The following is a 25,657-nucleotide window of genomic DNA, read 5'->3' as shown; positions in this document are numbered from 1 at the left end:
CAGTTTTAACGTGTCGCTTGCAGCTTAGAGCTTGCCGCCGCCGTCATAACACCACCGTACGACCTCCATTTAGGAAAACGCGCCGTTCAATGTGATAACCCACGCCCCGCGCCAGGGTCTGGGCTTCGATGTCGCGGCCTTTGGCGATCAAGTCTTCGGGGTAGTGACTGTGGTCAACCACCTCCACGCCTTGGGCGATGATCGGGCCTTCGTCCAGGTCGTTATTGATGTAGTGCGCAGTGGCGCCCACCAGTTTCACGCCTTTCTCGTAGGCCTGGTGATACGGCTTGGCGCCTTTAAAACCGGGGAGCAACGAGTGGTGAATGTTGATGGCCTTGCCGTCGAGTTTGCGGCACAGCTCGGGTGACAGTACTTGCATGTAGCGGGCAAGAATCACCAGTTCGGCGCCGGTGTCTTCGACCACTTGCCACACACGGGCCTCTTGCGCGGGCTTGTTGGCCGGGTCGAGGGCGAAGTGGTGATACGGGATGCCATGCCATTGCGCCAGCGGCTCAAGGTCAGGGTGGTTGGACACCACCGCCACCACATCCATCGACAGTTGGCCGATGCGTTGGCGATACAGCAAGTCGTTCAGGCAGTGGTCCGCCTTGGAAACCATGATCAGCACTTTGGGCCGGTAGTGCGGCGGGGTCAGCTCAAAGGTCATGCCAAAGGCCTTGCCCCGCTCAGCCAGCCCTTCGCGAAAGGCGTTCTCGTCAAAACCGTCGGGCTGACGGAATTCAACGCGAATAAAAAATCGCCCCGAACGCTGATCATCAAAGGAATGGTGCTCGGTGACGTAGCAGCGGTGTTCAAACAGATAGCGGGTCACGGCGTCGACGGTGCCCAGCAGGCTGGGGCAATCGGCCGTGAGGATCCAGGTGTCAGGGGCGCGGCTCATGGTGCAATTCCTTGTTATAGACCCCTGTAGGAGCGAGCTTGTCTCGCGAGCTTTTAAAGATCAAAAGATCGCGAGGCAAGCTCGCTCCTACACGGTGTGCGTTATGCCTCAGGCCTCAACATTCAGCCCATATTCCGCCGCCGCATCCTGCAGCCACAGCCACCAGTAGTCCGAGAAACTGCGGCGGATCAACAGCTCCCACGTGTCTTCAGCCGTGTGCCGGATCACCAGCTGCGACTTGGCAAACACGGTGCCCACCGCCTTGCCCACCGGGAAGTTATCGGGGTGCACGTCGTAGCTCGTCGACTTCATCAGCACGTTGCGCACGTTCGGCCCGCTCAGTTCCAGCAGTTGCTGCCCGCCACTGACGTTGACCACCGAAATATGCAGCCCCGCCAACGCGGCGCGCAGGGCCTGTTCCACGGCGTATTCCTGACCGCCGGGGACGATGAGCAGCCATTCATCCGGGCCCATCCATTGCAGCGAACTGTCGCCCTTGGCCACCAGGCTCAAGGCCACCGGCAACTCCAGGCCCAGCGCCTTGTGCACACCTTCGGCAAAGGCTGGGTCTTTGGCGTCGCCGCGCAGGGTCAGGTGGCCCAGCAGTTTTTTCTCGCGCACGGTCACGCCGGGGTTTTTACGGCCCTTGCCGATCAACTTGGCCAAGTGAGCGTGATGCAGCGATGACTCGGCTTTGGCGCCCGAGTCCGGGCGTTGTTGGTATACGTTTGCGGTCGTCATGAGATCACCCACTCAAATATTCTGCCGGTCGCCTTTCGGGTCGAAGAACACCGAAGACACAATTTCAGCCTCGATCACGCTGCCATCCGCCTGGGGTGAGAACACCCGCTCGCCGAGGCGCTTGAGGCCACCCTTGACCACGCCCATGGCAAACGAATACCCCAGCGAGTTGTGCGCATAGCTGGAGGTCACATGGCCAACCATGGTCATCGGGATGGTCTGTTTAGGGTCGAACACCAGTTGCGCGCCTTCCGGCAGCCATTTATTCGGGTCGACCGGCTTGAGGCCTACCAACTGTTTACGCTGGTCACGCACACAGTCTTCGCGATTCATGCCGCGCCAGCCGATCCACGAGAACGGTTTGGTGCGGCCCACACACCAGCCCATGTTGAGGTCGTCCGGGGTCATGGAGCCGTCGGTGTCCTGGCCAACGATGATGAAACCCTTCTCGGCGCGCAGCACGTGCATGGTCTCGGTGCCGTACGGGGTCAGGTTGTATTGCTTGCCCGCCTCAGCGATTTTTTCCAGCACGCCCATGGCGTAGTCAGCCTGGATGTTGACCTCGTACGACAGCTCGCCGGTAAACGAAATACGGAACACCCGCGCCGGCACGCCCGCCACCAGGCCTTCTTTCCAGGTCATGAACGGGAACGCATCGCGGTCCAGATCAATGTCGGTCACTTCGCTCAGCAGCTTGCGGCTGTTGGGGCCGCTCAAGGTCAGCGTCGCGTAATGGTCGGTGACCGAGGTGAAGTACACCTTGAGTTCCGGCCATTCAGTCTGTTGATAGATTTCCAGCCATTGCAGCACGCGGGCCGCACCGCCGGTGGTGGTGGTCATGACGAAATGGTTGTCGGCCAGACACGCCGTCACACCGTCGTCGAAGACCATGCCGTCCTCTTTGCACATCAGCCCGTAACGCGCCTTGCCCACATCCAGCTTGGTCCAGGCGTTGGTGTAGATGCGGTTTAAAAACTCCCGCGCATCAGGGCCTTGAATATCAATTTTGCCCAGGGTCGAGGCGTCCAGAATTCCGACGCTGTCGCGCACCGCCTGGCACTCGCGTTTAACCGCAGCGTGCAGGTCTTCGCCATGACGCGGGAAGTACCATGGGCGTTTCCACTGGCCGACGTCTTCAAACTCGGCGCCCTGTTTCACGTGCCAGGCCTGCAATGCGGTGTAACGCACTGGCTCAAAAATATGCCCGCAATGGCGACCCGCTACCGCGCCGAACGTCACCGGCGTGTAGTTGGGGCGGAACATGGTGGTGCCCATCTGCGGGATGGTCACGTTCAACGAACGCGCAGCAATCGCCAGACCGTTAACGTTGCCCAGCTTGCCCTGGTCAGTACCAAAGCCCAGCGCGGTGTAGCGTTTGACGTGCTCGACCGACTCAAAGCCTTCGCGGGTGGCCAGCTCAATCGCGGCCGCCGTCACGTCGTTTTGCAGGTCGACAAATTGTTTGGGGGCCCGCGCCGTGGCTTTTTCGTGGGGCACCTGAAACAGCGCCACGGTGGCTTCCTGCACTTGGTTCAAGGCTTTGGGCAACACGCCCTCGACCGCTTTAAACCCGGCTTCGCTGGCAGCGCGCACGCCGCCTTCAAAGCCATCGGCCAGGCTGTCACCTAGCCCGTACACGCCATTAATGCCGCCGACGCACACGCGCTTTTGCGGCGCTTCGCCCGGGACAAACCCCAAGATGTCTTCGCGCCAGATCGGCTTGCCGCCCAAGTGCGAGGCCAGGTGCACCACCGGGCTGTAACCGCCCGACGTCGCCACCAGATCACACACCAGCCATTCGCCGGGGCTGGTAACGCTGTGGGTTTTAAGGTCAATGGCCGCCACGCGGGCGCCGGTCACGCGCTTGCTGCCACGGGCTTCGATCACCGCACTTCCAGTCAAAATCCGAATGCCTTTGGCCCGCGCCTCTTCAACCAGCGCGCCTCGCGGATTGCTCCGCGCATCGGCCACTGCCACCACCTGCTGGCCGGCATCAAGCCAGTCCAGCGCGACGCGGTAGGCGTAATCGTTGTTGGTGCTCAGCAGCAGTTTTTTACCCGGCGCCACGCCGTAGCGGCGCACGTAGGTCGACACCGCACCTGCCAGCATGTTGCCCGGCACGTCGTTGTTGCCGTACACCAGCGGGCGCTCGCAGGCGCCGGTGGCTAGCACCACGCGCTTGGCCCGGACCCGGTGAAGGCGTTGGCGCACCTGGCCAATCGGCGCACGGTCGCCCAGGTGGTCGGTGAGCCGCTCGTGAATGGTCAAAAAGTTGTGGTCGTGATAACCGTTGACCGTCGCCCGCGGCAGCAACAGCACGTCCGGCAGGCTCTTGAGTTCGGCGATCACTTTAGCGACCCACTCCATGGCCGGTTTGCCGTCCAGGCTTTCGCGGCTGTCCAGCAGGCTGCCGCCAAACTCTTCCTGCTCATCGGCGACAATCACCCGTGCACCGCTGCGTGCAGCCGCCAGGGCCGCGGCCAAACCGGCAGGTCCGGCGCCGACAATCAGCACGTCGCAGTGGTGGTTCATGTTGTCGTAGGTATCGGGGTCATTCTGCGTAGGCGAACGGCCCAAGCCTGCCGCCTTGCGGATGTACTTCTCGTAAGTCATCCAGAACGACTGCGGGTACATAAAGGTTTTGTAGTAAAAACCCGGCGGCATCAGCTTGCCGCCGACCTTGCCCAAAATGCCCATCATGTCGGTGTTGACGTTGGGCCAGCCGTTGGTGCTGGTGGCCACCAAACCTTGATACAGCGCCTGTTGCGTGGCGCGCACGTTGGGGATTTGCGTGGCTTCGGTGGCGCCGATTTGCAGCACCGCGTTGGGCTCTTCAGCGCCAGCGGCATAAATGCCCCGAGGCCGGGAATACTTGAAACTGCGACCGATGATGTCGACACCATTGGCCAGCAACGCGGCCGCCAGGCTGTCGCCTTCATAGCCTTTGTACTGTTGGCCATTGAAGGTAAAGGTCAGCACTTTGCTGCGATCAACACGGCCGCCGTTAGGCAAGCGATGGGTCTGGCTCATACCTTTTCTCCCAGCTCGCGGGTGGCTGCAGGCGCAACCGGCGCGGCCTGTTCGGTGAACTGCGGTTTGCTACCAATCAGGTAGGTTTCCAGAATTTCGTAGGTCACGGTGTTGCGCGTGGCGTTAAAGAACTGGCGGCAACCGGCGACGTGGTTCCACAACTCGTGGTGCAGGCCGCGTGGGTTATCGCGAAAGAACATATAGTCGCCCCACTCTTTGTCGGTGCAGGCGTTGGGGTCGAGCGGGCGCGGAATATGCGCCTGGCCGCTGGCGTGAAACTCTTCTTCGGAGCGCAACTCGCCGCAATGAGGACAGAAGATATGCAACATGGGTGTTTCTCCTGTTAGTGGGCGACAGCGGCTGCGCCGTGCTCATCGATTAGGGCGCCGTTGTAGAAACGGTCGATGGAAAACGGCGCCGCCAGCGGGTGCATTTCGCCTTTGGCCAAACTGGCGGCAAACACGTTGCCCGAGCCCGGCGTGGCTTTAAAACCGCCCGTGCCCCAGCCGCAGTTGAAGAACAGATTCGGGACCGGGGTTTTCGAAATGATCGGGCAGGCGTCCGGCGTGGTGTCGACGATGCCGCCCCATTGGCGGTTCATGCGCACGCGGGACAGCACCGGGAACATCTCCACAATCGCTTGAATAGTGTGTTCGATCACCGGGTACGAGCCGCGCTGGCCGTAGCCGACCCATCCGTCGATACCGGCGCCGATCACCAGGTCGCCCTTGTCGGACTGGCTGATGTAGCCGTGTACGGCGTTGGACATGATCACGCTGTCGATAATCGGCTTGATCGGCTCCGACACCAGCGCTTGCAGCGGGTGCGATTCGATCGGCAAACGGAACCCGGCCTGGCGCGCCATGTGCCCGGAGTTACCGGCCGTGACCACGCCCACGCGCTTGGCGCCGATAAAACCCTTGCTGGTTTCAACACCGATGCACACGCCGTTCTCTTTGCGAAAGCCGAGCACTTCGGTCTGCTGGATCAAGTCCACGCCCAGGGCGTCGGCGGCACGGGCAAAGCCCCAGGCCACGGCGTCATGCCGGGCCACGCCGCCGCGCCGTTGCACGGTGGCGCCGATGATCGGGTAGCGGGTGTTTTTTGAGCAATCGAGGTATGGAATCTCGTCCGCCACTTGCTTGCCGTTAAGCAGTTCGCCGTCCACGCCATTGAGGCGGTTGGCGCTGACCCGGCGTTCCGAGTCGCGCATGTCTTGCAGGGTGTGGCACAGGTTGTAAACGCCGCGCTGCGAGAACATGACGTTGTAGTTGAGGTCCTGGGACAAGCCTTCCCACAACTTCATGGCGTGTTCGTACAGGTGCGCCGACTCGTCCCACAAATAGTTGGAACGCACGATGGTGGTGTTACGCGCCGTGTTGCCGCCGCCCAACCAGCCTTTTTCGACCACGGCCACGTTGGTGATGCCGTGCTCTTTGGCCAGGTAATACGCGGTGGCCAGACCATGCCCGCCGCCGCCGACGATGACCACGTCATAGACCTTTTTGGGGGTCGGCGTGCGCCACATTTTTTGCCAGTTTTCGTGGTGGCTGAACGAGTGCTTAAGAAGGCCGAAACCTGAGTACCGTTGCATAGGGCTTACTCCAAAAACGCGCTCAGCGATAAACCGGGAAGTCTTTGCACAGCGACGTCACCTGACGCGCCACATCGGCCTCGATATCGGGGTCACCGAGGTGATCGAGGATGTCGCAAATCCAGCCCGCCAACTCCGTGCACTGCGCCACCTTAAAGCCACGCGACGTCACCGCCGGGGTGCCGATGCGCAGGCCCGAGGTCACAAACGGCGATTGCGGGTCGTTCGGCACGGCGTTTTTGTTGACGGTGATGTGCGCACGGCCCAAGGCGGCGTCGGCGTCTTTGCCGGTCAGGCCCTGACGGATCAGGCTGACCAAAAACAGGTGGTTGTCGGTGCCGCCCGAGACCACGTCGTAGCCGCGTTTGATAAACACCTCGGCCATGGCCTGGGCGTTGTCGATCACCTGTTGCTGATAGGTTTTGAAGCCCGGCTCCAGTGCTTCTTTAAAGCACACGGCCTTGGCGGCAATCACATGCATCAACGGGCCGCCTTGACCGCCAGGGAACACCGCCGAGTTGAATTTCTTTTCCAGCGCTTCGTTGCTCTTGGCCAAAATCAGCCCGCCACGTGGCCCGCGCAGGGTTTTGTGGGTGGTGGTGGTCACCACGTCGGCGTACGGCAGCGGGTTCGGGTACAGGCCCGCTGCAACCAGCCCGGCCACGTGGGCCATGTCGACAAAAAAGTACGCACCGACCTTGTCAGCGATCTCGCGAAAGCGTGCGAAATCTAGCGTTTTGGAGTAGGCCGAGAACCCGGCAATGATCATCTTTGGCTGATGTTCGACCGCTAAACGTTCCACTTCGTCGTAGTCGATCAGCCCGGTGGCCGTGTCGATGCCGTACTGCACGGCGTTGTACAACTTGCCCGAAAAGCTCACGCTGGCGCCGTGGGTCAAATGCCCGCCATGGGCCAGGCTCATGCCCAGCACGGTGTCACCGGCATTGAGCAACGCCAGGTACACCGCAGCGTTGGCCTGGCTGCCCGAGTGCGGCTGCACGTTGGCGTAATCGGCGCCGAACAGTTGCTTGGCGCGGTCGATGGCCAACTGCTCGACTTTATCCACATGTTCGCAACCGCCGTAATAGCGCTTGCCGGGGTAGCCTTCGGCGTACTTGTTGGTCAGGCCGCTGCCCTGCGCTTGCATGACCCGCTGGCTGGTGTAGTTCTCGGAGGCAATCAGCTCGATGTGATCTTCCTGACGCTGCTCCTCAGCGTTGATCGCCGCCATCAAGGCATCGTCGTAACCCTGAATCTGATCCTGTTTGCTGAACATTGCGTTCTCCCAGCGCCAGCGCGCCATTCGTCTCGGTGAGGCTTATGCCCTTTGAGCCAGATGGTAGAGCCGGTACAGGCCGATCAAATGCCTGCGCGCGCCACGCAATGGCGCGTTTACGACATCACGCAAAAGCAGAGTCTGCAGGAGCGAGCTTGCCTCGCGATCTTTTGATCGTTTAAAGGCTCGCGAGGCAAGCTCGCTCCTACAGGATATGTGTGTCTGTGCACCCGCCGCGTTCTTGGATAAAGTGCAGCACACCCTTCGACACGGAACCGGGAAATGACTGATAAGAGCCAACAATTCGCCAGCGACAACTACTCCGGTATCTGCCCCGAAGTCTGGTCTGCCATGGAAAAAGCCAACCACGGCCATCAACGTTCTTACGGCGATGACGAGTGGACCCTGCGTGCGGCCAACGACTTCCGCACCTTGTTTGAAACCGACTGCGAAGTGTTCTTTGCCTTCAACGGCACGGCGGCCAACTCGCTGGCGTTGTCGTCGCTGTGCCAGAGCTTTCACAGCGTGATCTGCTCCGAAACCGCCCACGTCGAAACCGACGAATGCGGCGCCCCGGAGTTCTTCTCCAACGGCTCCAAACTGCTGCTGGCCCGCACGGAAAACGGCAAGATCACCCCGGAGTCGATCCGCGAGATCGCCCTCAAGCGCAAAGACATTCACTACCCAAAACCGCGCGTGGTGACCATCACCCAGGCCACCGAAGTGGGCACGGTGTACACCCCTGAAGAAATCCGCGCCATCAGCGCCACCTGTAAAGAGTTGGGCTTGCTGCTGCACATGGACGGCGCGCGCTTCTCCAACGCCTGTGCATTTTTGGGCTGCTCGCCGGCCGACCTGAGCTGGAAAGCCGGGGTAGACGTGCTGTGTTTTGGCGGGACGAAAAACGGCATGGCGGTGGGCGAAGCGATTTTGTTCTTCAACCACGACCTGGCGGTGGACTTTGACTACCGCTGCAAACAGGCCGGGCAACTGGCGTCGAAAATGCGCTTTTTGTCAGCGCCGTGGGTGGGCTTGCTGGAAAACCAGGCCTGGCTCAAACACTCGCGCCACGCCAACCATTGCGCGCAATTGCTCAGCCAACTGGTCAGCGACATTCCAGGCGTTGAACTGATGTTCCCGGTGCAGGCCAACGGCGTGTTTTTGCAACTGTCGGAGCCTGCGGTGGCCGCATTGACCGCCAAGGGCTGGCGCTTCTACACCTTCATTGGCAAAGGCGGCGCCCGCTTCATGTGCTCGTGGGACACCGAAGAAGCACGGGTACGGGAATTGGCGGCGGATATTCGAGAAGTGATGATGGGGTAAAAGCTATATATCTGTAGGAGCGAGCTTGCTCGCGATCTTTTGATCTTTTAAAAGATCGCGAGGCAAGCTCGCTCCTACCGAGTTATGTGATTGTTCAGCTTTGCCCGAGGGTTCGCTCAATCACATCGACCGTGGCGCTGACTTGCTCTTGATAACGGTCGAGTTCCTGTTTGTGGCTCAGTTGCAATTCAATCTGTTGCGAGCACAGATTCAACGCGGCCAACACCAGCAATTTGTCCCCGATCAAGCTCGGGTACTTTCTTTTCGTTTCGGCCAGGGCAGCTTTCAACATGACCGTGGCGGCCAGCAGCGTTTGTTTCTCGCCTTCCGGTGCCTTGATCGTGTAGTCGTTCCCCAAAATCGAGACGACATTTACACCGTCTCTGTCCGCGCTCATGCGTTGACAGGGCTCACGCTCGCGCGCTCAACCAGGGCTTGAATGCGTGCAGCGGTAGCGCCTTGCTTCTCTTCAGCTTCCATCAGCGACAGTTGCAGGCTTTCGTTTTCATCTTTGGCCTGGGCCAGTTCAGCGTTCAGCTGAGTGTTGGCGTCCAGCAGTTCTTGCTTTTGCTGAACCAGGTCACTGACCAGTTGTTCCAGTTTGCTAAGGGATGACTCAATCATGGTGGTGTTCTCAAGCAGTTTTCAGAGGGCGCGTACGATAAAGAAAAGTCAGCCGCTAAGCTAGCGAAGACCTGCCTTTACGCGCCCTAAAGACTGCGGTTTGCAACCTTTGTTCCCGAGACGCCTGAATACACTGTAGGAGCGAGCTTGCCTCGCGAGCTTTTTTAACGATCAAAAGATCGCGAGACAAGCTCGCTCCTACAGTCCCTTTCAGAATTCGATGCGCACATCGCCCTTGGGCACGCTGCAACACGACAAGATGTAGCCTTCTGCCACGTCATCGTCGGTGATGCCGCCGTTGTGTTCCATCTCAACTTCGCCGCCCAATTTGAGCACTTTGCAGGTGCCGCAAATGCCCATGCCGCAGGCTTTGGGGATCATCAGGCCAAGCTTGGCTGCCGCTGCGTGCACGGTTTCAGCCGGGCCCACGCGAATGCTCTTGCCCGACGCGGTGAATTCCACCTGGTTGAGGTCGGCCACGTCCAGCTCCGGCGCATCGGCCGCTTGCTCGGCTTGTTCGATGGCGTCTGCCCGCACCTCGGGCGGCGTCGCACCAAACGACTCTTCGTGGTAACGGCTCATGTCAAAACCGTTGCTTTCCAGCAGGCGTTTCACCGCATTCATGTACGGCGTAGGCCCGCAGCAAAACACTTCGCGCTCCATAAAGTCGGGCGCCATCAGATCGAGCATTTTGTGGTTCAAGTAACCGCGATACCCCGCCCACGGTTCACCCAGGCCATGCTTCTCGCAGATCAGGTGCAGGCTGAAGTTGTCGATGCGCGACGCCATGTGTTCCAGCTCGCGGTGGTAAATGATGTCTTTGGGCGAACGGGCGCTGTGGATAAATACCATGTCGACATTGGCGTTGGTGTCGTAAAACCAGCGCGCCATCGACATCACCGGGGTGATGCCCACGCCGCCGCTCAGGTACAGCACCTTCGGGCTGGGCGCGTCGATGGCATTAAACAGCCCGACCGGGCCATGCACCGCCAGCTCCTGGCCTTCTTGCAGGGTGTCGTGCAGCCAGTTAGACACACGCCCGCCCGGCACGCGCTTGATCGTCACCGAAAAACTGTACGGCACCGACGGTGAGCTAGAGATGGTGTACGAACGCATCACCGGGTCGCCGTCGATCTCCAGTTCCAGGGTCACGAACTGCCCCGGCTTGAAAAAGAACAAAATCGGCTGGTCCGCCATAAAGCAGAACGTGCGCACATCCCAGGTTTCCTGAATCACTTTGACGCAACGCACGATGTGCCGGCCATTGGCCCAGGTTTGAGTGGTAACCGGATTCAGAAAGCTGTTGGACATACGCTTCTCCACGGCCGACTGTCGGCCTCTTGCTGGCGATTTTGCGCATGCCCTTGGGCGGCCATTTACCTATTCGCGACATTCACATACTTATCGCGACCAGCCGCTGAAAACAGCTCTTGCAGCGTCGGGAACAGATTGGGCCATGTCGCCCGCAGATATGGCGATCAGGCACTTCGAACGCACACTCAGCGCCACTGACAACAGTTATTGCTTTGCCTTGTGTCGCACCCCTGATCAGCCACTTTTAGGCCACGTCGAATGGCCATGAGGACTACAACGATGGACGTCACCGCAACCCTGAGCCTGGGCGATCCACTAGAACCTGCACGCAAGGCCACCGCCGAGATGTTGCAAAATCGCGAGCGGACGTTTTCGCTGCCGCAGCCGTTTTATAACGACGAGCGCCTGTTCGAAATCGACATGCAAGAAATCTTTCAAAAGGAATGGCTGATTGCGGGCATGACCTGCGAGATCCCGGCCAAGGGCAACTTCCTGACCCTGCAAGTGGGCAAGAACCCGATCATCGTGATCCGTGGCGCTGAAGGCCAGGTACATGCCTTCCATAACGTGTGTCGCCACCGCGGCTCGCGGCTGTGTACCAGCGAAAAAGGCAAAGTCGCCAAGCTGGTGTGCCACTACCACCAATGGACCTACGAGCTGGACGGGCGCCTGCTGTTTGCCGGCACCGAGATGGGCGCCGATTTCGACATGAAGCAGTACGGCCTCAAGCCGGTCAACGTGAAAACCGCAGGCGGCTACATCTTTATCAGCATGGCCGAGAACCCACCGGCGATTGACGAGTTCCTGGCCACGCTGAACCACTACATGGAACCCTACGACATGGAAAACACCAAGGTGGCGATCCAGACCACCCTGGTCGAAAAAGCCAACTGGAAGCTGGTGATTGAAAACAACCGCGAGTGCTACCACTGCGGCGGCTCGCACCCGGAGCTGTTGAAAACCCTGCTGGAATGGGACGACGTGACCGACCCGCGCGCCGACCAGGCGTTCAAGGACCACGTGGCCGCCTCTGCCGCAGCCTGGGACGCCGAGAAAATCCCCTATGCCCACGCCAGCTTCGGCTTGCGTAACCGCATCGTGCGCATGCCGCTGCTTAAAGGCACCGTGTCGATGACCCTGGACGGCAAACAAGGCTGTGCAAAACTCATGGGCCGGATCAAAAACCCGGACCTGGGCTCGATGCGCATCCTGCACCTGCCGCACTCCTGGAACCACTGCATGGGCGACCACATTCTGGTGTTCACCGTGTGGCCGATCGGCCCGCAAGAAACCATCGTCACCACCAAATGGCTGGTGCACAAAGATGCGGTAGAAGGCGTGGACTACGACGTGGAGCGCATGCGCAAAGTCTGGGACGAAACCAACAACCAGGACCGTCGCCTGGCCGAAGAAAACCAGCGCGGCATCAACTCCACAGCGTACCAGCCGGGGCCGTACTCCAAGACCTACGAGTTTGGTGTGGTCAACTTTATCGACTGGTACAGCGACCGCCTGCTGAACAACCTGGGCGCAGCGCCAGCGGCCTACCTCAAAGGCGTCGTCACCCAGTGACGTAGACCCTGTAGGAGCGAGCTTGCCTCGCGATCTTTTGATGGTTTAAAAGCTCGCGAGACAAGCTCGCTCCTACAGGGGGAGGCGTTTTTCCATCAAATACGCCTCGCCTGTCACCCCGATCATCGGGTGCGGGACGACGGTGCAGGTTTTAACAATCGTGAACCCATGACGCTCATAGAACCGGCGGGCGCCGGTGTTGGCGGCGTAGTCGATCAGGCTCAAGCCCTTGAGCCCCAACTCATCACAACGCTGGTACGCGTATTTAAGAAACTCCTGGCCCAGGCCCAGGCCGCGCCACCCTTCATGCAAAGCCAGGCTGGAGATATACAGCGTGTCGGGGACCTCCATGTCGGCATACGGCGCCAGCACCGGGTCGGTCACCGGCTCAGGGTTCGGGTCTTCGCGCATCACGTAGCTGTGCATCATGCCAATCACGCGGCCTTCGGCCTCGGCAATCAGGCAGTTCTCATACGAGAAATTCACCCCTTCACGGGCATAGCGACGCTCGCCCACGTCCAGCAGCGCCTCGCCCGGTTGTGCGATGAGGCTCCAGATGTAATCGGCGCCCCCCTCAGATGAAATTTGAAACAGGCGCGCGATGTCGCGCGCATCTGTTTGCAACGCTGGACGAAACAAAATTGGCATATGCGTCACTCCACAGGCTTGAGGCGCTCTTTTTAACGCAGCCCACGGCGCGTACGCCAAGGGGGTTTATGACCAAGTGTTACTGTGCACAGCTCATTTTTTGATCAACACGCCCCAGGCCACGCGTTCAAAGGCATGCAGCCCTTCACCAACATCTTATCCACAGCCACACCCACAGCAATTGTGGGGAAGTGGGTAAGTTATCCTTAAAAAGGCGATTGACTATTTTTTGATCAAAACTGTGTAAGCCACGGTTTATATGGGCTGTAGCTAACCGCGAACACGTTATCCACATAACAGCCAACAGAGAATGTGTGCAACTTATGCACCGCCCTGCCCGACTGTGGAAAACCCCTTAAAGGCGCCATTGTTCAAGGGTTTAACAGCTGCGCGGTGGATAACAACGGTAATTGGGTGTTTTTTGACCAGAAGCTTGAAAGCCTTGATCTGTATGGCGCTTAGCCGATAGCAAACAACTTATCCACATAAGCGCTAACAGACTTTGTGGGCAACTCAGCGCACCACGCCTTCTTCAATGAGTAACTTCAAAATCGCCTGTGCGCCCTCTTCGGCACTCACGCCTTTGAGCACTTGCCCCGAACCACCGGCCGCCTTGGCTGTGGCGGCCTTCATGCGGTCAGCGCCGCTTTTGGCCTTGATCACCTTCAAACGCTTGGGGCGCGGTTTGGCGGTCTGGAAAAGCCCGCGTGTGGATAACTCGTCCTCCACCACTTCTACCTCCTGGGCGCCGATTTGCCCCCGTGTGGCCGGGCCATAGGCGCTCTGCCGGGCTTTAGGCGCGGCGTTATCCACAGTGGCCATAAACGGCAGGCGTACCTTGAGCCGACGTCGCTGGCCACGGGGCAGCGCTTGCAGCACCGTCGCCACACCGTTGTGAATAGATTCGATGTGCGCCACGCCCACCAGCAGCGGCCAGCCCAATTGCTCGGCCAGCAGGTACGGGAGCATGCCCGACCCTTCGCCGGTTTCGGCCTGGCTGCCGGCCAGCACCAGTTGAACCCCGGACTCACGCAAGTAATCGCGCAGCACCGGCACCGCGTCGGCGTGCTCGGGTTGTTCAAGAACATGCAGTTCGTCCAGGCCCATGCCCAGATAAGCGCGCAGCGCGGGCTCGTGAGGGTTACCGGCGTGCAGCACATGCAGGTTATCCCCAGCCAGTTGCAGGCCCAGCTCAACAGCGCGGGCATCGTGCTCGGCACGCCGGGCCCGCCCGGAAGCGGGGTGAGCGCCGATTGAAACCAGTGCGACAGTGTCGATGCTCATACATAACTCTCCAAAACACACAAAACCTGTAGGAGCGAGCTTGTCTCGCGATCTTTTGACCGTCTAAAAGATCGCGAGGCAAGCTCGCTCCTACATGGGGTCAGGCGGCGCTTTGCTTAGCGCCATGGCGCCACTGTTCAACCGCCGCTATCAACGCTTGCAGCACCGCCGTGCCGTCGCCGATCACCGACAGGTCAGCGCGCTTGATCATGTCGCAGCCGGGGTCGAGGTTGATCGCCACCACTTTGTCGCACGCGCCAATGCCTTGCAGATGCTGGATCGCGCCGCTGATGCCGACCGCCACATACACCCGCGCCGTGACCCATGTACCGCTGGCGCCCACTTGGCGCTCGCGACCCATAAATCCGTCGTCCACGGCCACCCGCGACGCGCCTTCGGTGGCGCCCAGGGCCGAGGCCGTCTTGTGGAAAAGTGGCCAGTCCTTCACACCGTTGCCACCACTGAGGATAAATTCCGCCTCGGCCATGGGGATCGCCGCCGGGTCCACCTCCACCGCGCCCAAATCTTCGATGCGCGGCAAGCACGGCACCACCGCTGTGGATAACTCCACGGCCAGGGCTTCATGGCGGGTTTCACTCACAGGCTCAGCGCATTCGGCGGCCGCCAAAATCAAGCGCGGCACGGCTTGCGCCACGTCTTCGAGCCCGGCCCCGGCGCGGCCCACACATTGGCCGTCCTTGATTTGCCACACGCGGGTCGCCGGACGTTCGCCCAGGCTGGCCGCCAAACGCCGCCCCAGTTCACCGCCCCCCGAGCGGCTGTCGGGCAGCAGCCAATGCTGAGGCGCGAATTGGTTATCCACAGCCCGCAAGCTCAACACCTGTTGCTCCGGTGCATAACCCTGGCTGTCGAGCTGTAACAAGCGGTCGACACCGGCCGTGGCAAACGCGGTTTCTTTGGAGTCACCGAACACCACCGCCAGCACCGCGCCGTCTGCACCCGCCAGTTGGTGGGCAAGCCCGAGCAGGTCGCGGTCATGGCTGCTCAAGCGGCCACCGACCATATCCGGCACCACAGCGATGTAAAACGCCGGAGCGGGCACTTGATGCAGCGGCAATTGCACCTCAACCCGGGCCGTGCGCTTGCTCGCGCCGCCCTGCTGCACGCCGCTGCGGTCGATGCGCTTGATGCCGTTGGGGCCAATAAAACCCAACCCGTGGACGTTTTTGCGCAGAACGCCGTTAGGCCCCATCCAGCTTTGTTGCGTCGGTTGAAGGGCTGCGTGCAACGGGTGCAAGCGGTTACGGGCGATCCACTCGGCACGCGGGTCGCGGCGAATAATGTCACTCATGCGATCACCTCTTCGGGGGCACGCTGGGTGGCTTTGACCGGCGCTGCGGGTTCAACCAGCGCATCGGCCACCAGTTCAGCAATGTCTTTGATCAACGGCCGTGGCTCAACCACGCCTTCAAGCATGGCGGTGCACTGCGGGCAGCCCACGGCCACGCGCTCGGCGCCGGTTTCGCGAATGTCGTCCATGCGCATGTCGGGGATACGCTGCTTGCCGGGGATGTCGGTAATCGGCGCGCCGCCGCCACCGCCGCAGCACCGTGAGCGAAAGCCCGAACGCTGCATCTCTTTGACTTCAATGCCCAGCGCCCGCAGCACCGCACGCGGCGCCTCGTATTCACCGTTGTAGCGGCCCAAATAGCACGGGTCGTGATACGTCACGCTGCCACCGGTATCGGCGCTCACGTTCAATTGCCCGGCGGCCAGCAACTCGGCCATGTAAGTGCTGTGATGCTGCACCAGGTACTCGCCACCAAAGGCTGGGTACTCGTTTTTCAGCACATGAAAACTGTGCGGATCGCAGGTAACGATGCGCTTGAAGCGGTACTGGGCCAGGGTCTGGATATTGCGCCTGGCCAGCGCCTGGAACGTTGCTTCATCGCCCAAACGCCGGGCCACGTCGCCGCTGTCGCGCTCCTCCAGGCCGAGCACGGCAAAGCTGACCTTGGCCGCTTTCAGCACTTTGACGAAGGCGCGCAAGGTGCGCTGGTTGCGCATGTCGAACGCGCCGTCACCGACCCAGAACAGCACGTCGATCGATGGCGTGTCGCGCATCACGTCCAGGTTCAAATCAGCGGCCCAGTTCATTCGCCCACCGGGTGCAAAACCGCCGGGGTTGTCGGTGGCGATCAGGTTGTCGAGCACCTGCGCACCATTGTTCGGCGTCGCGCCTTTTTCCAGGGTGAGGAAGCGGCGCATGTCGACGATGGCGTCTACGTGCTCGATCATCATCGGGCACTCTTCCACGCAGGCGCGGCAGGTGGTGCACGACCACAGGGTTTCAGCGTCGACCAAACCATTAACGATCGGCTGATGCGGGTTGCCGCCGTGCTCGCCAATCGGCTTGCCGGGGTACGGACTGCCAGCAAAGTGCGCATCGGTGCCACCGGCCAGGCCCACGACCATGTCTTGAATAAGTTTTTTCGGGTTCAGCGGTTGCCCTGCAGCAAAAGCCGGGCACGCCGCTTCACATTTGCCGCACTGCACGCAGGCGTCGAAACCGAGCAGTTGGTTCCAGGTGAAATCCTTGGGTTTTTCTACGCCCAAAGGCGCGCTGCGATCCGTCAGGTCGAGGGCTTTGAGCCCGGTCGAACGGCCGCCGCCGAAGCGCTCGGCGCGGCGGTGCCAGGCCAGGTGCAGCGCCCCGGCGAAGGCGTGCTTCATGGGCCCGCCCCAGGTCATGCCCAAAAACAATTCACACACGCCCCACGCCACGCCCACCGCCAGCAATGCTGCGAGGAACCAGCCGCCAAAGCCTTCGGGCAGCACCCCGGCGACCGGCAAGGTGAGGATAAAAAAGCTCGCTGAAAACGCCAACAGGCTTTTCGGCAGGCGCATCCACGGGCCCTTGGACAAACGGCTCGGCGGGTTGAGGCGGCGTTTAAACACAAACAGCGCGCCGATAAACATCAGCGCCGTGGCGAACAGCAAAGCGTAGCCGAGGATCTGGTTATGCACGCCAAAGCCGTGCACCACAATCGCCAGCACCGCCGCCAGAACAAACCCGCCCGCGGTGGCAACGTGGGTGTTGGCCATGTATTTATCGCGTGCCACCACGTGGTGCAGATCGACCATGTAGCGACGCGGCATGGCCAGCAGGCCGCCGAGCAGATCGACCTTCGACGCACGGCCACGACGCCACATAGCCATGCGCCGCACCGCGCCTAGAATGGCGAGCGCGAGGGCGGCGAATAACAGGATGGGGAGGATGATAGTCAACATGATGAAGCTCCCGGGTCTCACACGATCCCTGTAGGAGCGAGCTTGTCTCGCGATCTTTTCAACGATCAAAAGATCGCGAGGCAAGCTCGCTCCTACAGAGGTATGGGGCGCTGCTTAGAAATCCTTGCACAACCGCAGGGCGTCATAGATGGCGGCATGCACGTTGCGCTGCGCCACGCAGTCACCGAGGCGGAACAACAAGTAGCCTTCACCCGCTTCGCTCAGGCACGGTTGCGGCTGGATCGCGTACAGCGCTTCAACGTCGATCTGGCCCTTGTTGCGCGAGTCGGGCTTGAGCGCGTAATACAGCTCTTCGTCCGGGCGCACGCCGTTTTCAATCACCACCTGGTCCACCACGCGCTCTTCCTTGGCGCCGGTGTATTCGTTCTCCAGCACGGCAATCACCTTGTCGTCTTCGCGGTACACGCGCTCCAGCATCATGTCGCCGGTCATGATCACTTCTTTGGGGTACAGGCTGCGGTAGTAGGTCGGGAACGACGTGCCGCCCACCGCCACGCCGGGCTTGGTGTCGTCGGTAACGATCTCGACCTGCGAGCCTTTGTCGGCCATAAAGTCGGCCACGGACATGCCGGTGAACTCGCAAATGGTGTCGTACACCAGCACGTTTTTACCCGGCGCCACTTTGCCGTCGAGCACATCCCAGCTGCTCACCGACAAGCCCTCAGCGGCGCCCCAGTGTTCGTTCTGTTCGACAAACGAATGCCCGCCCACCGCCAGCACCACGATGTCGGGGCGCAGGTCGAGAATGGTCGCCACATCGGCCGCCGTGCCCAGGCGCAGGTCGACATTCAAGCGCGCCAGCTCCAGCTGGAACCAACGGGTGATACCGGCCATCTGGTCACGTTGCGGGGCTTTGGCGGCGATGCTGATTTGCCCGCCAATGGCCTCGTTTTTCTCGAACAGGGTCACGTCGTGCCCGCGCTCGGCGGCCACGCGGGCGGCTTCCATCCCGGCCGGACCTGCGCCGACCACCACCACTTTGCGCTTGGGCCCGGTGGTTTTCTGGATGATGTGCGGCACGCCCATGTATTCACGGGAGGTGGCAGCGTTCTGAATGCACAGCACGTCTAGCCCTTGGTACTGGCGGTCGATGCAATAGTTGGCGCCCACGCATTGTTTGATCTGGTCGACCTGGCCCATTTTGATTTTGGCGATCAGGTGCGGGTCGGCGATGTGGGCGCGGGTCATGCCCACCATGTCGACGTAGCCCCCCTCCAGAATCCGTGTGGCCTGGTTGGGGTCTTTGATGTTTTGCGCGTGCAGCACCGGCGCCTTGACCACTTCCTTGATGCCCGCCGCCAAGTGCAAAAACGGCTCCGGCGGGAAGCTCATATTAGGGATCACGTTGGCCAGGGTGTTGTGGGTGTCACAGCCCGAGCCGACCACGCCGATAAAGTCGAGCATGCCGGTGTCGTCGTAGTACTTGGCGATTTGTTTCATGTCCTCGTGGCTCAAGCCATCGGGGTGAAACTCGTCGCCGCACAGGCGGATGCCCACGCAGAAATCCGGGCCCACTTCGGCACGCACGGCCTTGAGCACTTCCAGCCCGAAGCGCATGCGGTTTTCAAAACTGCCGCCCCATTCATCGGTGCGCTTGTTTACCCGTGGGCTCCAGAACTGGTCGATCATGTGCTGGTGCACCGCCGACAGTTCCACGCCATCGAGCCCGCCTTTTTTGGCCCGACCCGCCGCGCTGGCGTAGTTGCCGATGATGCGCCAGATCTCTTCCGGCTCGATGGTTTTGCAGGTGGCACGGTGCACCGGCTCACGCACGCCGGACGGCGACATCAAGGTCGGCCAGTTAAAGCCGTCCCAGCGCGAGCGACGGCCCATGTGGGTAATCTGGATCATGATTTTGGCGCCGTGCTTGTGCATGGCGTCGGCCAGGTTTTGAAAATGCGGGATGATGCGGTCGGTGCTCAGGTTGACCGAACTCCACCACTCCTGCGGGCTGTCGATGGCCACCACGGACGAGCCGCCACAAATCGCCAGGCCGATGCCGCCCTTGGCTTTTTCTTCGTAGTACTGCACGTAGCGCGCCGTGGTCATGCCGCCGTCCGTGGCATACACCTCGGCGTGTGCGGTGCTCAGCACGCGGTTGCGAATGGTCAGTTTGCCGATTTGAATCGGCTCAAACATTGCTTCGAACGCCATATCCCGATCCTCGACTTACAGCGGCTTGACGATAAACAGACCGTGGTCGTGGCCTTCTTCGGATCCGCTGTAGACCTGTTCGGCCACGGTGCGAATCTGGCTGCCGCGCGCTTGCAGAATCTGGTCCATGGCCCCGGCAAACCAGCCGGTGAACATGTAGTCGACCTTGCGCCCGACTTTGCCGTACACGTACACGAAACAGGAGTGTTCGAGCTTGATGGTGGCGGTGCCTTTGTCCAGGTCGATGTCCTCAATGGTGAACAGACCCCAGCCGCGTTGCGACAGGCGCTTCATGTAATGCTCGAACACCGCCACGCCTTCCAGGCCATGGCATTCGGCTTCTTTTTCACACCAGTGCCAGGCCGATTTGTAGCCCGCCTTGTAGAGGATCTCGGCGTAGGCGTCAGCGCCCAGCACCTCTTCGATGCCCATGTGGTTGTTGACGAAAAAGTGCCGTGGCACGTAGAGCATCGGCAGCGCGTCAGAGGTCCAGACGCCGGTCTCGCTGTCGACTTCGATGGGTAATTGCGGGGCGATTTTAGCCATGGAATAAAACTCCAAAATTCGAGGTAAGGTTCGTTTCGCCCCTCACCCTGCCCTCTCCCGGGGGAGAGGGTTGGGTGAGGGCGAGTGGCGGCTTATTCGCCCCAGACGTCTTTGAGGACGTTGACCCAGTTTTCACCCATGATCTTGCGCACCACGCGTTCGCTGTGGCCGCGCTTGAGCAGGGTTTCGGTGAGGTTGGGGAACTCGCCCACGGTGCGGATGCCCAGCGGGTTGATGATCTTGCCGAAGCTGGTCAGACGCCGCGCATAGCCTTTGTCGTGGGTCAGCATTTCGAAGAAATCCTGGCCGTGGCCCTGGGTGAAGTCGGTGCCGATGCCGATGGCGTCTTCGCCCACGATGTTCATGGTGTATTCGATGGCTTCGGCGTAATCGTCGACGGTCGACTCAATGCCCTTGGCCAAAAACGGCGCGAACATGGTCACGCCGACAAAGCCACCGTGGTCGGCAATAAACTTGAGTTCAGCGTCGGATTTATTGCGCGGGTGTTCTTTGAGCCCGGACGGCAAACAGTGCGAGTAGCAGACCGGTTTTTTCGATTCGAGGATGACCTCTTCGCTGGTTTTGGAGCCCACGTGCGACAGGTCGCACATGATGCCCACGCGGTTCATTTCTGCGACCACTTCGCGGCCGAAACCCGACAGCCCGCCATCGCGTTCATAGCAGCCGGTGCCCACCAGGTTTTGCGTGTTGTAGCACATCTGCACCACGCCCACGCCGAGCTGTTTGAAGATCTCGATGTAGCCCAGTTGGTCTTCAAACGCATGGGCATTCTGGAAGCCGAAAATGATCCCGGTTTTGCCCAGGGACTTGGCGCGGCGGATGTCGGCCGTGGTTTTGACCGGGATCACCAGGTCGCTGTTTTCGCGAATAAGGGTTTGGCTGGCGACAATGTTATTGATCGTGGCCTGAAAGCCCTCCCACACCGACACCGTGCAGTTGGCGGCCGTGAGCCCGCCTTTGCGCATGTCTTCAAACAACTCGCGGTTCCATTTGGCAATGATCAGCCCGTCGATAACGATGCTGTCTGCGTGCAACTCGGCTGGGCTCATCAGGCGTCCCCTTATAGGCGTTTGCTGCGCCGAATCGTCTGCCGGCGCTTTGGGGCCAGCATAGGCTTGGGGGTAAAAACAGCCGGGTGCAAAAGCGACAACGCGATTGCCGAAAGCGTCAATGCGCGACAAAGCGCTAGCGACCACAACGCCAGCCGATGCGCCGGTGACTGTCTTTTGCGCGGCGCTTAAGCCAGAATCCGCCTCAACTATGGATTAGGAAGCCGCAATGAAATCGATTCTCCTGGCCTTGGCGTTGATCACCAGTGGCGCAGCTGCAGCCGATGATGCCGACCACAACCCGTGTGATGCCGTCGAAAACGACCAGCAAACGCTGGCGTGCTCGGTGTTTAGCCGCAATACCGCCGAACAGTTGTTGGCTGAAAACTTTGAGGCCCTGCAAGCGCGCATCAACGCGCTGTACGGCGCCAATGCGACGCAGCTCAACAACATCACCAGCAAAATCAAAACCGCGCAGACCCTGTGGGTGCACCAGCGCGATGCCGATTGCGCGATTGTGGTGTTCCCGGCCAAAGCCGGCACCGAGGCGTTCAACATTGCCCAAAACGACTGCATTGCGGCAGTCAGCGATGACCGCTCGGAGTTTCTGGAATCGATTGGTCAGGAATGACCCATGAGGCGCGTATGACTATTTGCGGGATTGAAATCAAAGGCAGTGAAGCCATTTTTGCCCTGGCCACCCAGGGCGCTGGCGGCCTTGAGCACGTGGCCATCAGCACTAAAAAAATTGCCCTGGACGACGATGAAAACGCCGCCAGCGTCAAAGCCTTCGCCGCCCAACTGGCCGACTGCGTGAAGGCCAACGCCATCACCCGCATCGCGATCAAAAAGCGCAGCAAAAAAGGCGAGTTTGCCGGTGGCCCCACCACCTTCAAAATCGAAGGCATCCTGCAATTGCTGGAGGGCTGCGAGGTGCAGTTACTGTCGCCGCAAACCCTCAACGCGCAATTTAAAAAGCACGCGTATGAGCTGCCAGCCTCGCTTAACAAATACCAGCACGACGCCTACAAAACCGCCTGCGCAGCACTGCTCAAGGGCTGAATGCCCTGCACAAAAAAGCCCCGAAACTGCCGTTACAGTGCCGGGGCCAAGGGTGTACGTGCCGTGACGGTGACCAAACCTCAGGCAGTGTTACTGAGCCCAGTCTGCCCGGCCCCGCGCCTTGGCACTTAGCCAAAAACGACCTGTTCTTAGGCATACCAGACATCCCGCCAAACCTCGCTTGCCCGTTCGTGGAAGCCCTACCAGAATCAAGCTTCGATCGCCTCTCTGTGAAAGGATAAAAAGCATGATGCACGCAGACTTGATTGATGAGCAGGACCTGCTGAGCCAACTGCGCTCGCTGGGCTTTGACGTGTCGGGTAACGCCGAGCAAGCCTGCTCTGCGGTGGTGTGCGGCCTGAACGAGACCAACGCGCGCGCACTCAAGGGCCTGGTAGAAAAGCTCTACACCGGCAGCGCAACCATCTTGCCCGCCGTGCGCCAGGCCATCGACCAGCAATTGCTGCCGGGGCTGGTGCAATACAAGCAAAGCCGGGTGTGAGCGTAACCCCCTGTAGGAGCGAGCTTGCCTCGCGATCTTTTGAACCGTTAAAAGATCGCGAGACAAGCTCGCTCCTACAGAGGCTTTGACTACACCCTCACACTGGCAAACGTCGACTCGTGCCGCGCCTGATGCAGCGATGCCATCGGCCCGGCCAGCGGGCTCAGCAGCAGGGACTGCGGGATCGGCACCAAGGTGGTTTGCTGCGCAGTATTGGAGCCCACACGCTCATCACGCGGCGGGATGCCAAAGTACTCGCGGTAACACTTGGAGAAATGCGGCGTCGAGACAAACCCGCACACCGCCGCCACTTCGATAATCGACATCGGCGTTTGTTTGAGCAACTGGCGCGCACGCACCAGGCGCAGCTTGAGGTAGTACCGCGACGGCGAGCAGTGCAAGTACTTCTGGAACAGCCGCTCCAGCTGGCGACGCGACACGGTCACATACACCGCCAGCTCATCGAGGTCGATGGGCTCCTCAAGGTTGGCTTCCATCAACGCAACGATTTCCTGCAACTTCGGCTGATTGGTGCCCAGCATGTGCTTGAGCGGCACACGCTGATGGTCCTGTTCGTTACGAATGCGCTCGTACACAAACATTTCCGAAATGGCGGCCGACAATTCGCGGCCATGATCGCGGCTGATTAAATGCAGCATCATGTCCATCGGCGCCGTGCCACCCGAGCTGGTAGAGCGGCTGCGATCCAGGGTAAACAAACGGGTGCTCATGGACACCCGAGGGAAGGCTTCCTGCATCGAGGCCAGACATTCCCAATGCACGCTGCAATCAAAACCGTCCAGCAGCCCGGCATACGCCAGCGCCCAACTGCCGGTGCACACCGCACCCAAACGGCGCGATTGGCGCGCCTGGCTTTGCAGCCAAGACACGTGTTCGCGGGTCACAGTGCGTTGAATGCCGATACCGCCGCACACAATCACCATGTCCAGCGCCGGCGCCTTGTGCATGCTGGCGTCGGGGGTAATTTGCAAACCATCACTGGCCCACACCTGGCTACCGTCAGCGCTTAAGGTGCTCCAGCGATACAACTCGCGGCCCGACAACTGATTGGCCATGCGCAGGGGCTCAATCGCAGACGCCAAAGAAATAAGTGTGAAATTATCCAGCAGCAGAAAGCCGATGGATTGAGGCGTACGGTTCTGGGGTTGGGCCCCGGAGTTGAACGACGTCATGCGGTATCTCCTCACACAAAGCGGGTGATGGCCCCAGGCGCAGGCTCTTGTTATGACCCACCGTTTACGGGGGCTTTGCCATGACAATGCAAATGCCGCGCCTAAACTTGAATAGGTATTCAATAAAATCTGAAAACGACGTCGCAATGCGTCTAGGTGGGAGGTGCCGAACACGGCTCTAAACACCGTCTAAACAGACGTAGCGCAGGGCGCAGAGCCGTGTTGAGCAAATCGGTAGCACTTGTGGGAAACACGTAGGAACGCACCGTGTCACCAAAGGTGCAGGTGGGGATGTGCGCTTAAAGAGGGCGCGGTGCGCTGTAACCGGGCAGGCTGCCTACTGTCTAAACCTCTGTAGGAGCGAGCTTGCCTCGCGATCTTTTGATCGTTAAAAGATCGCGAGGCAAGCTCGCTCCTACAGGCTCAACCACGCATGTTGCACTGTCAGTTACGCCTGATAGCACTATGGTTTTCGGGGAAAAATATGACTGGGTTGTAATTTCTCTGCGAACTCGGAAAATATTTAAAAATCCCGGTATTGCGCAGAGTCCGCATACTAATCATTGGCTGATAAATCTTACCCACTTCCATATTGGGGACTAAAAATCCGGGAAACACTGCTGCTGCAGTCCCTTTAAAAGCCTTTGTTTTAAGCCCTGTCAAGTTAGAGACTTGCTGGGCAAAATTTGCCTCTGCACTGTGGCAGATCATTAATTTGACTGCATCGTATTTTCCGAAATCAATGCCTCCTTCCCTCGCTAAATTTATTAATTTATCAGGGCTGACGGGACTGTCTTGTGACCCAACTTTCAGCGCCCCATTTTCAAAATCACCATGCGCGTCGAAAACAATTTTACGCTGACCTTTTTTTGATAATTGTTCATACACATAAATGTCTGAATTCAGCTTTATATAATTAGACGTCGCTTTTATATGCATACCTGTAGGCGCACGGTAAAACTCCCAAAAACTGTCTGCTGCTTTTCGCAACGCAGCCAGAAAAAAATGCCCACTCGAGTCAACTCGATTAACTGAATCCCCACCACAATACCCATAACAATTAATTCCACCATTCCCAAACGGGCTCCAACTGTCCGGGCTGTTAAAACGCATCAATACCGGGTTAAACGCCCGATAGCCATTGCCCAGTAAATAATGCCCCGTCATCGGGTCAGCGCGTTCGCCATTAAAGCCCAGCACACTGGCCACGCCGCTTTCAGCCGGGCGATGGCCATACACGTTGTAAGCCATGGGTTGGGTTTTATCGGGGTTAACCGTGTGCAACACCGAGCGTTGCAAATCGGTGGCCAGCAGGTTGCTGCCACCCGCCCCGCCCTCGGCCAACACGTGATCGCCCACCTGAAACACACTGCGCTGCACCGCGCCCTGAATCTCGGTGGTCATGCGCGAGCTGTTGTAAAAGCGCCGAATACCCGCCGTCTGGATCAAGCGGTCCAGCGGGTCGTAGGTATAGAGGACTGTGGGCATGTGAGTACGCTCGCCGTGTATAAGTACGAGCCCTCAGCTTGCACTGGCGCTGCGCGGCTGCC

General features: G+C 59.9%; 23 protein-coding genes. 5 read left to right on the top strand and 18 right to left on the bottom strand.

What is annotated here, in order from left to right; genetic code table 11:
* Positions 1-43 precede the first annotated feature (43 nt).
* The 6 genes from purU to glyA form a co-directional block, all read right to left on the bottom strand.
* Entirely contained in the window at positions 44-901 is an 858-nt protein-coding gene (purU, locus tag ACJJU9_RS01635; protein WP_407729916.1) for a formyltetrahydrofolate deformylase, read from the bottom strand.
* Positions 902-1,009: 108 nt separating this feature from the next.
* Positions 1,010-1,642, bottom strand: coding sequence for a sarcosine oxidase subunit gamma (locus ACJJU9_RS01630; RefSeq protein WP_048372325.1), 633 nt, complete (start codon positions 1,640-1,642; stop codon positions 1,010-1,012).
* Positions 1,643-1,654: 12 nt separating this feature from the next.
* The gene (locus ACJJU9_RS01625; RefSeq protein ID WP_273219355.1) at positions 1,655-4,672 is read right to left on the bottom strand and encodes a sarcosine oxidase subunit alpha; all 3,018 of its coding nucleotides are present in this window, start codon (positions 4,670-4,672) and stop codon (positions 1,655-1,657) included.
* Complete coding sequence (locus ACJJU9_RS01620; RefSeq protein ID WP_048372327.1) at positions 4,669-5,001, bottom strand: sarcosine oxidase subunit delta; 333 nt, start codon at positions 4,999-5,001, stop codon at positions 4,669-4,671. The genes ACJJU9_RS01625 and ACJJU9_RS01620 overlap by 4 nt, the downstream gene beginning before the upstream one ends.
* A 14-nt stretch (positions 5,002-5,015) precedes the next feature.
* Positions 5,016-6,266 carry a sarcosine oxidase subunit beta family protein gene (locus ACJJU9_RS01615; protein ID WP_048372329.1) on the bottom strand — a complete coding sequence of 417 codons (1,251 nt, stop codon included), beginning with the start codon at positions 6,264-6,266 and terminating at the stop codon, positions 5,016-5,018.
* A gap of 22 nt (positions 6,267-6,288) precedes the next feature.
* Positions 6,289-7,542 carry a serine hydroxymethyltransferase gene (gene glyA, locus ACJJU9_RS01610; RefSeq protein WP_048372332.1) on the bottom strand — a complete coding sequence of 418 codons (1,254 nt, stop codon included), beginning with the start codon at positions 7,540-7,542 and terminating at the stop codon, positions 6,289-6,291.
* A gap of 282 nt (positions 7,543-7,824) precedes the next feature.
* On the opposite strand from glyA, the gene ACJJU9_RS01605 reads away from it, so the two are divergent.
* Positions 7,825-8,865, top strand: a complete 1,041-nt coding sequence (locus tag ACJJU9_RS01605) for a low specificity L-threonine aldolase (RefSeq protein ID WP_273219349.1) — start codon at positions 7,825-7,827, stop codon at positions 8,863-8,865.
* Between the two features lie 94 nt (positions 8,866-8,959).
* On the opposite strand, the gene ACJJU9_RS01600 is transcribed toward ACJJU9_RS01605, so the two are convergent.
* The 3 genes from ACJJU9_RS01600 to gbcB form a co-directional block, all read right to left on the bottom strand.
* The gene (locus ACJJU9_RS01600) at positions 8,960-9,262 is read right to left on the bottom strand and encodes a cell division protein ZapA (protein WP_153333354.1); all 303 of its coding nucleotides are present in this window, start codon (positions 9,260-9,262) and stop codon (positions 8,960-8,962) included.
* Complete coding sequence (locus ACJJU9_RS01595) at positions 9,259-9,489, bottom strand: hypothetical protein (protein ID WP_048372341.1); 231 nt, start codon at positions 9,487-9,489, stop codon at positions 9,259-9,261. The genes ACJJU9_RS01600 and ACJJU9_RS01595 overlap by 4 nt, the downstream gene beginning before the upstream one ends.
* A 210-nt stretch (positions 9,490-9,699) precedes the next feature.
* On the bottom strand, positions 9,700-10,800 hold the full coding sequence (gene gbcB, locus ACJJU9_RS01590; protein WP_048372343.1) for a glycine-betaine demethylase subunit GbcB: 1,101 nt from the start codon (positions 10,798-10,800) through the stop codon (positions 9,700-9,702).
* A gap of 282 nt (positions 10,801-11,082) precedes the next feature.
* Here gbcB and gbcA point away from each other — a divergent pair, with 282 nt between their 5' ends.
* Positions 11,083-12,375 (top strand): glycine-betaine demethylase subunit GbcA, encoded by a 1,293-nt coding sequence (gene gbcA, locus ACJJU9_RS01585; RefSeq protein WP_048372345.1) that lies wholly within the window; start codon positions 11,083-11,085, stop codon positions 12,373-12,375.
* Positions 12,376-12,447: 72 nt separating this feature from the next.
* Here gbcA and ACJJU9_RS01580 read toward each other — a convergent pair whose 3' ends face one another.
* The 7 genes from ACJJU9_RS01580 to ACJJU9_RS01550 form a co-directional block, all read right to left on the bottom strand.
* The gene (locus ACJJU9_RS01580; protein ID WP_048384983.1) at positions 12,448-13,023 is read right to left on the bottom strand and encodes a GNAT family N-acetyltransferase; all 576 of its coding nucleotides are present in this window, start codon (positions 13,021-13,023) and stop codon (positions 12,448-12,450) included.
* A gap of 513 nt (positions 13,024-13,536) precedes the next feature.
* The gene (locus ACJJU9_RS01575; protein WP_048372348.1) at positions 13,537-14,307 is read right to left on the bottom strand and encodes an electron transfer flavoprotein subunit beta; all 771 of its coding nucleotides are present in this window, start codon (positions 14,305-14,307) and stop codon (positions 13,537-13,539) included.
* Positions 14,308-14,407: 100 nt separating this feature from the next.
* Positions 14,408-15,619, bottom strand: coding sequence for an electron transfer flavoprotein subunit alpha/FixB family protein (locus ACJJU9_RS01570; RefSeq protein ID WP_407729915.1), 1,212 nt, complete (start codon positions 15,617-15,619; stop codon positions 14,408-14,410).
* A complete protein-coding gene (gene dgcB / locus ACJJU9_RS01565; RefSeq protein ID WP_407729914.1) occupies positions 15,616-17,559 on the bottom strand; it encodes a dimethylglycine demethylation protein DgcB in 1,944 nt (647 codons plus the stop codon). The genes ACJJU9_RS01570 and dgcB overlap by 4 nt, the downstream gene beginning before the upstream one ends.
* Before the next feature lie 114 nt (positions 17,560-17,673).
* On the bottom strand, positions 17,674-19,734 hold the full coding sequence (gene dgcA, locus ACJJU9_RS01560; RefSeq protein ID WP_407729913.1) for a dimethylglycine demethylation protein DgcA: 2,061 nt from the start codon (positions 19,732-19,734) through the stop codon (positions 17,674-17,676).
* A 15-nt stretch (positions 19,735-19,749) separates the two neighbouring features.
* A complete protein-coding gene (locus ACJJU9_RS01555) occupies positions 19,750-20,280 on the bottom strand; it encodes a 4-vinyl reductase (RefSeq protein ID WP_048372356.1) in 531 nt (176 codons plus the stop codon).
* Between the two features lie 92 nt (positions 20,281-20,372).
* The gene (locus ACJJU9_RS01550; RefSeq protein WP_048372357.1) at positions 20,373-21,350 is read right to left on the bottom strand and encodes a dipeptidase; all 978 of its coding nucleotides are present in this window, start codon (positions 21,348-21,350) and stop codon (positions 20,373-20,375) included.
* Positions 21,351-21,579: 229 nt separating this feature from the next.
* Between ACJJU9_RS01550 and ACJJU9_RS01545 the strand changes: the two genes are divergently transcribed.
* The 3 genes from ACJJU9_RS01545 to ACJJU9_RS01535 all read left to right on the top strand — a co-directional run bounded on the left by ACJJU9_RS01545 (position 21,580) and on the right by ACJJU9_RS01535 (position 22,914).
* Positions 21,580-21,981 (top strand): lysozyme inhibitor LprI family protein, encoded by a 402-nt coding sequence (locus ACJJU9_RS01545; RefSeq protein ID WP_048372358.1) that lies wholly within the window; start codon positions 21,580-21,582, stop codon positions 21,979-21,981.
* A gap of 14 nt (positions 21,982-21,995) precedes the next feature.
* On the top strand, positions 21,996-22,412 hold the full coding sequence (locus ACJJU9_RS01540; RefSeq protein ID WP_048372361.1) for a DUF3010 family protein: 417 nt from the start codon (positions 21,996-21,998) through the stop codon (positions 22,410-22,412).
* Positions 22,413-22,659: 247 nt separating this feature from the next.
* Positions 22,660-22,914: a hypothetical protein gene (locus tag ACJJU9_RS01535; protein ID WP_048384993.1), complete on the top strand. Its 255-nt coding sequence runs from the start codon at positions 22,660-22,662 to the stop codon at positions 22,912-22,914.
* Positions 22,915-23,003: 89 nt separating this feature from the next.
* Here the strand turns inward: ACJJU9_RS01535 and ACJJU9_RS01530 are convergent, their stop codons facing one another.
* Together ACJJU9_RS01530 and ACJJU9_RS01525 are read right to left on the bottom strand one after the other, a co-directional pair.
* Positions 23,004-24,107 carry a GlxA family transcriptional regulator gene (locus ACJJU9_RS01530; RefSeq protein WP_048372364.1) on the bottom strand — a complete coding sequence of 368 codons (1,104 nt, stop codon included), beginning with the start codon at positions 24,105-24,107 and terminating at the stop codon, positions 23,004-23,006.
* A 444-nt stretch (positions 24,108-24,551) separates the two neighbouring features.
* Complete coding sequence (locus tag ACJJU9_RS01525) at positions 24,552-25,595, bottom strand: RHS repeat-associated core domain-containing protein (RefSeq protein ID WP_407729912.1); 1,044 nt, start codon at positions 25,593-25,595, stop codon at positions 24,552-24,554.
* Positions 25,596-25,657 lie beyond the last annotated feature (62 nt).

The sequence above is a fragment of the Pseudomonas helleri genome (assembly GCF_045830615.1).
Classification (GTDB): Bacteria; Pseudomonadota; Gammaproteobacteria; order Pseudomonadales; family Pseudomonadaceae; genus Aquipseudomonas; species Aquipseudomonas helleri.
This window is presented reverse-complemented; position numbering and strand designations above follow the sequence as displayed.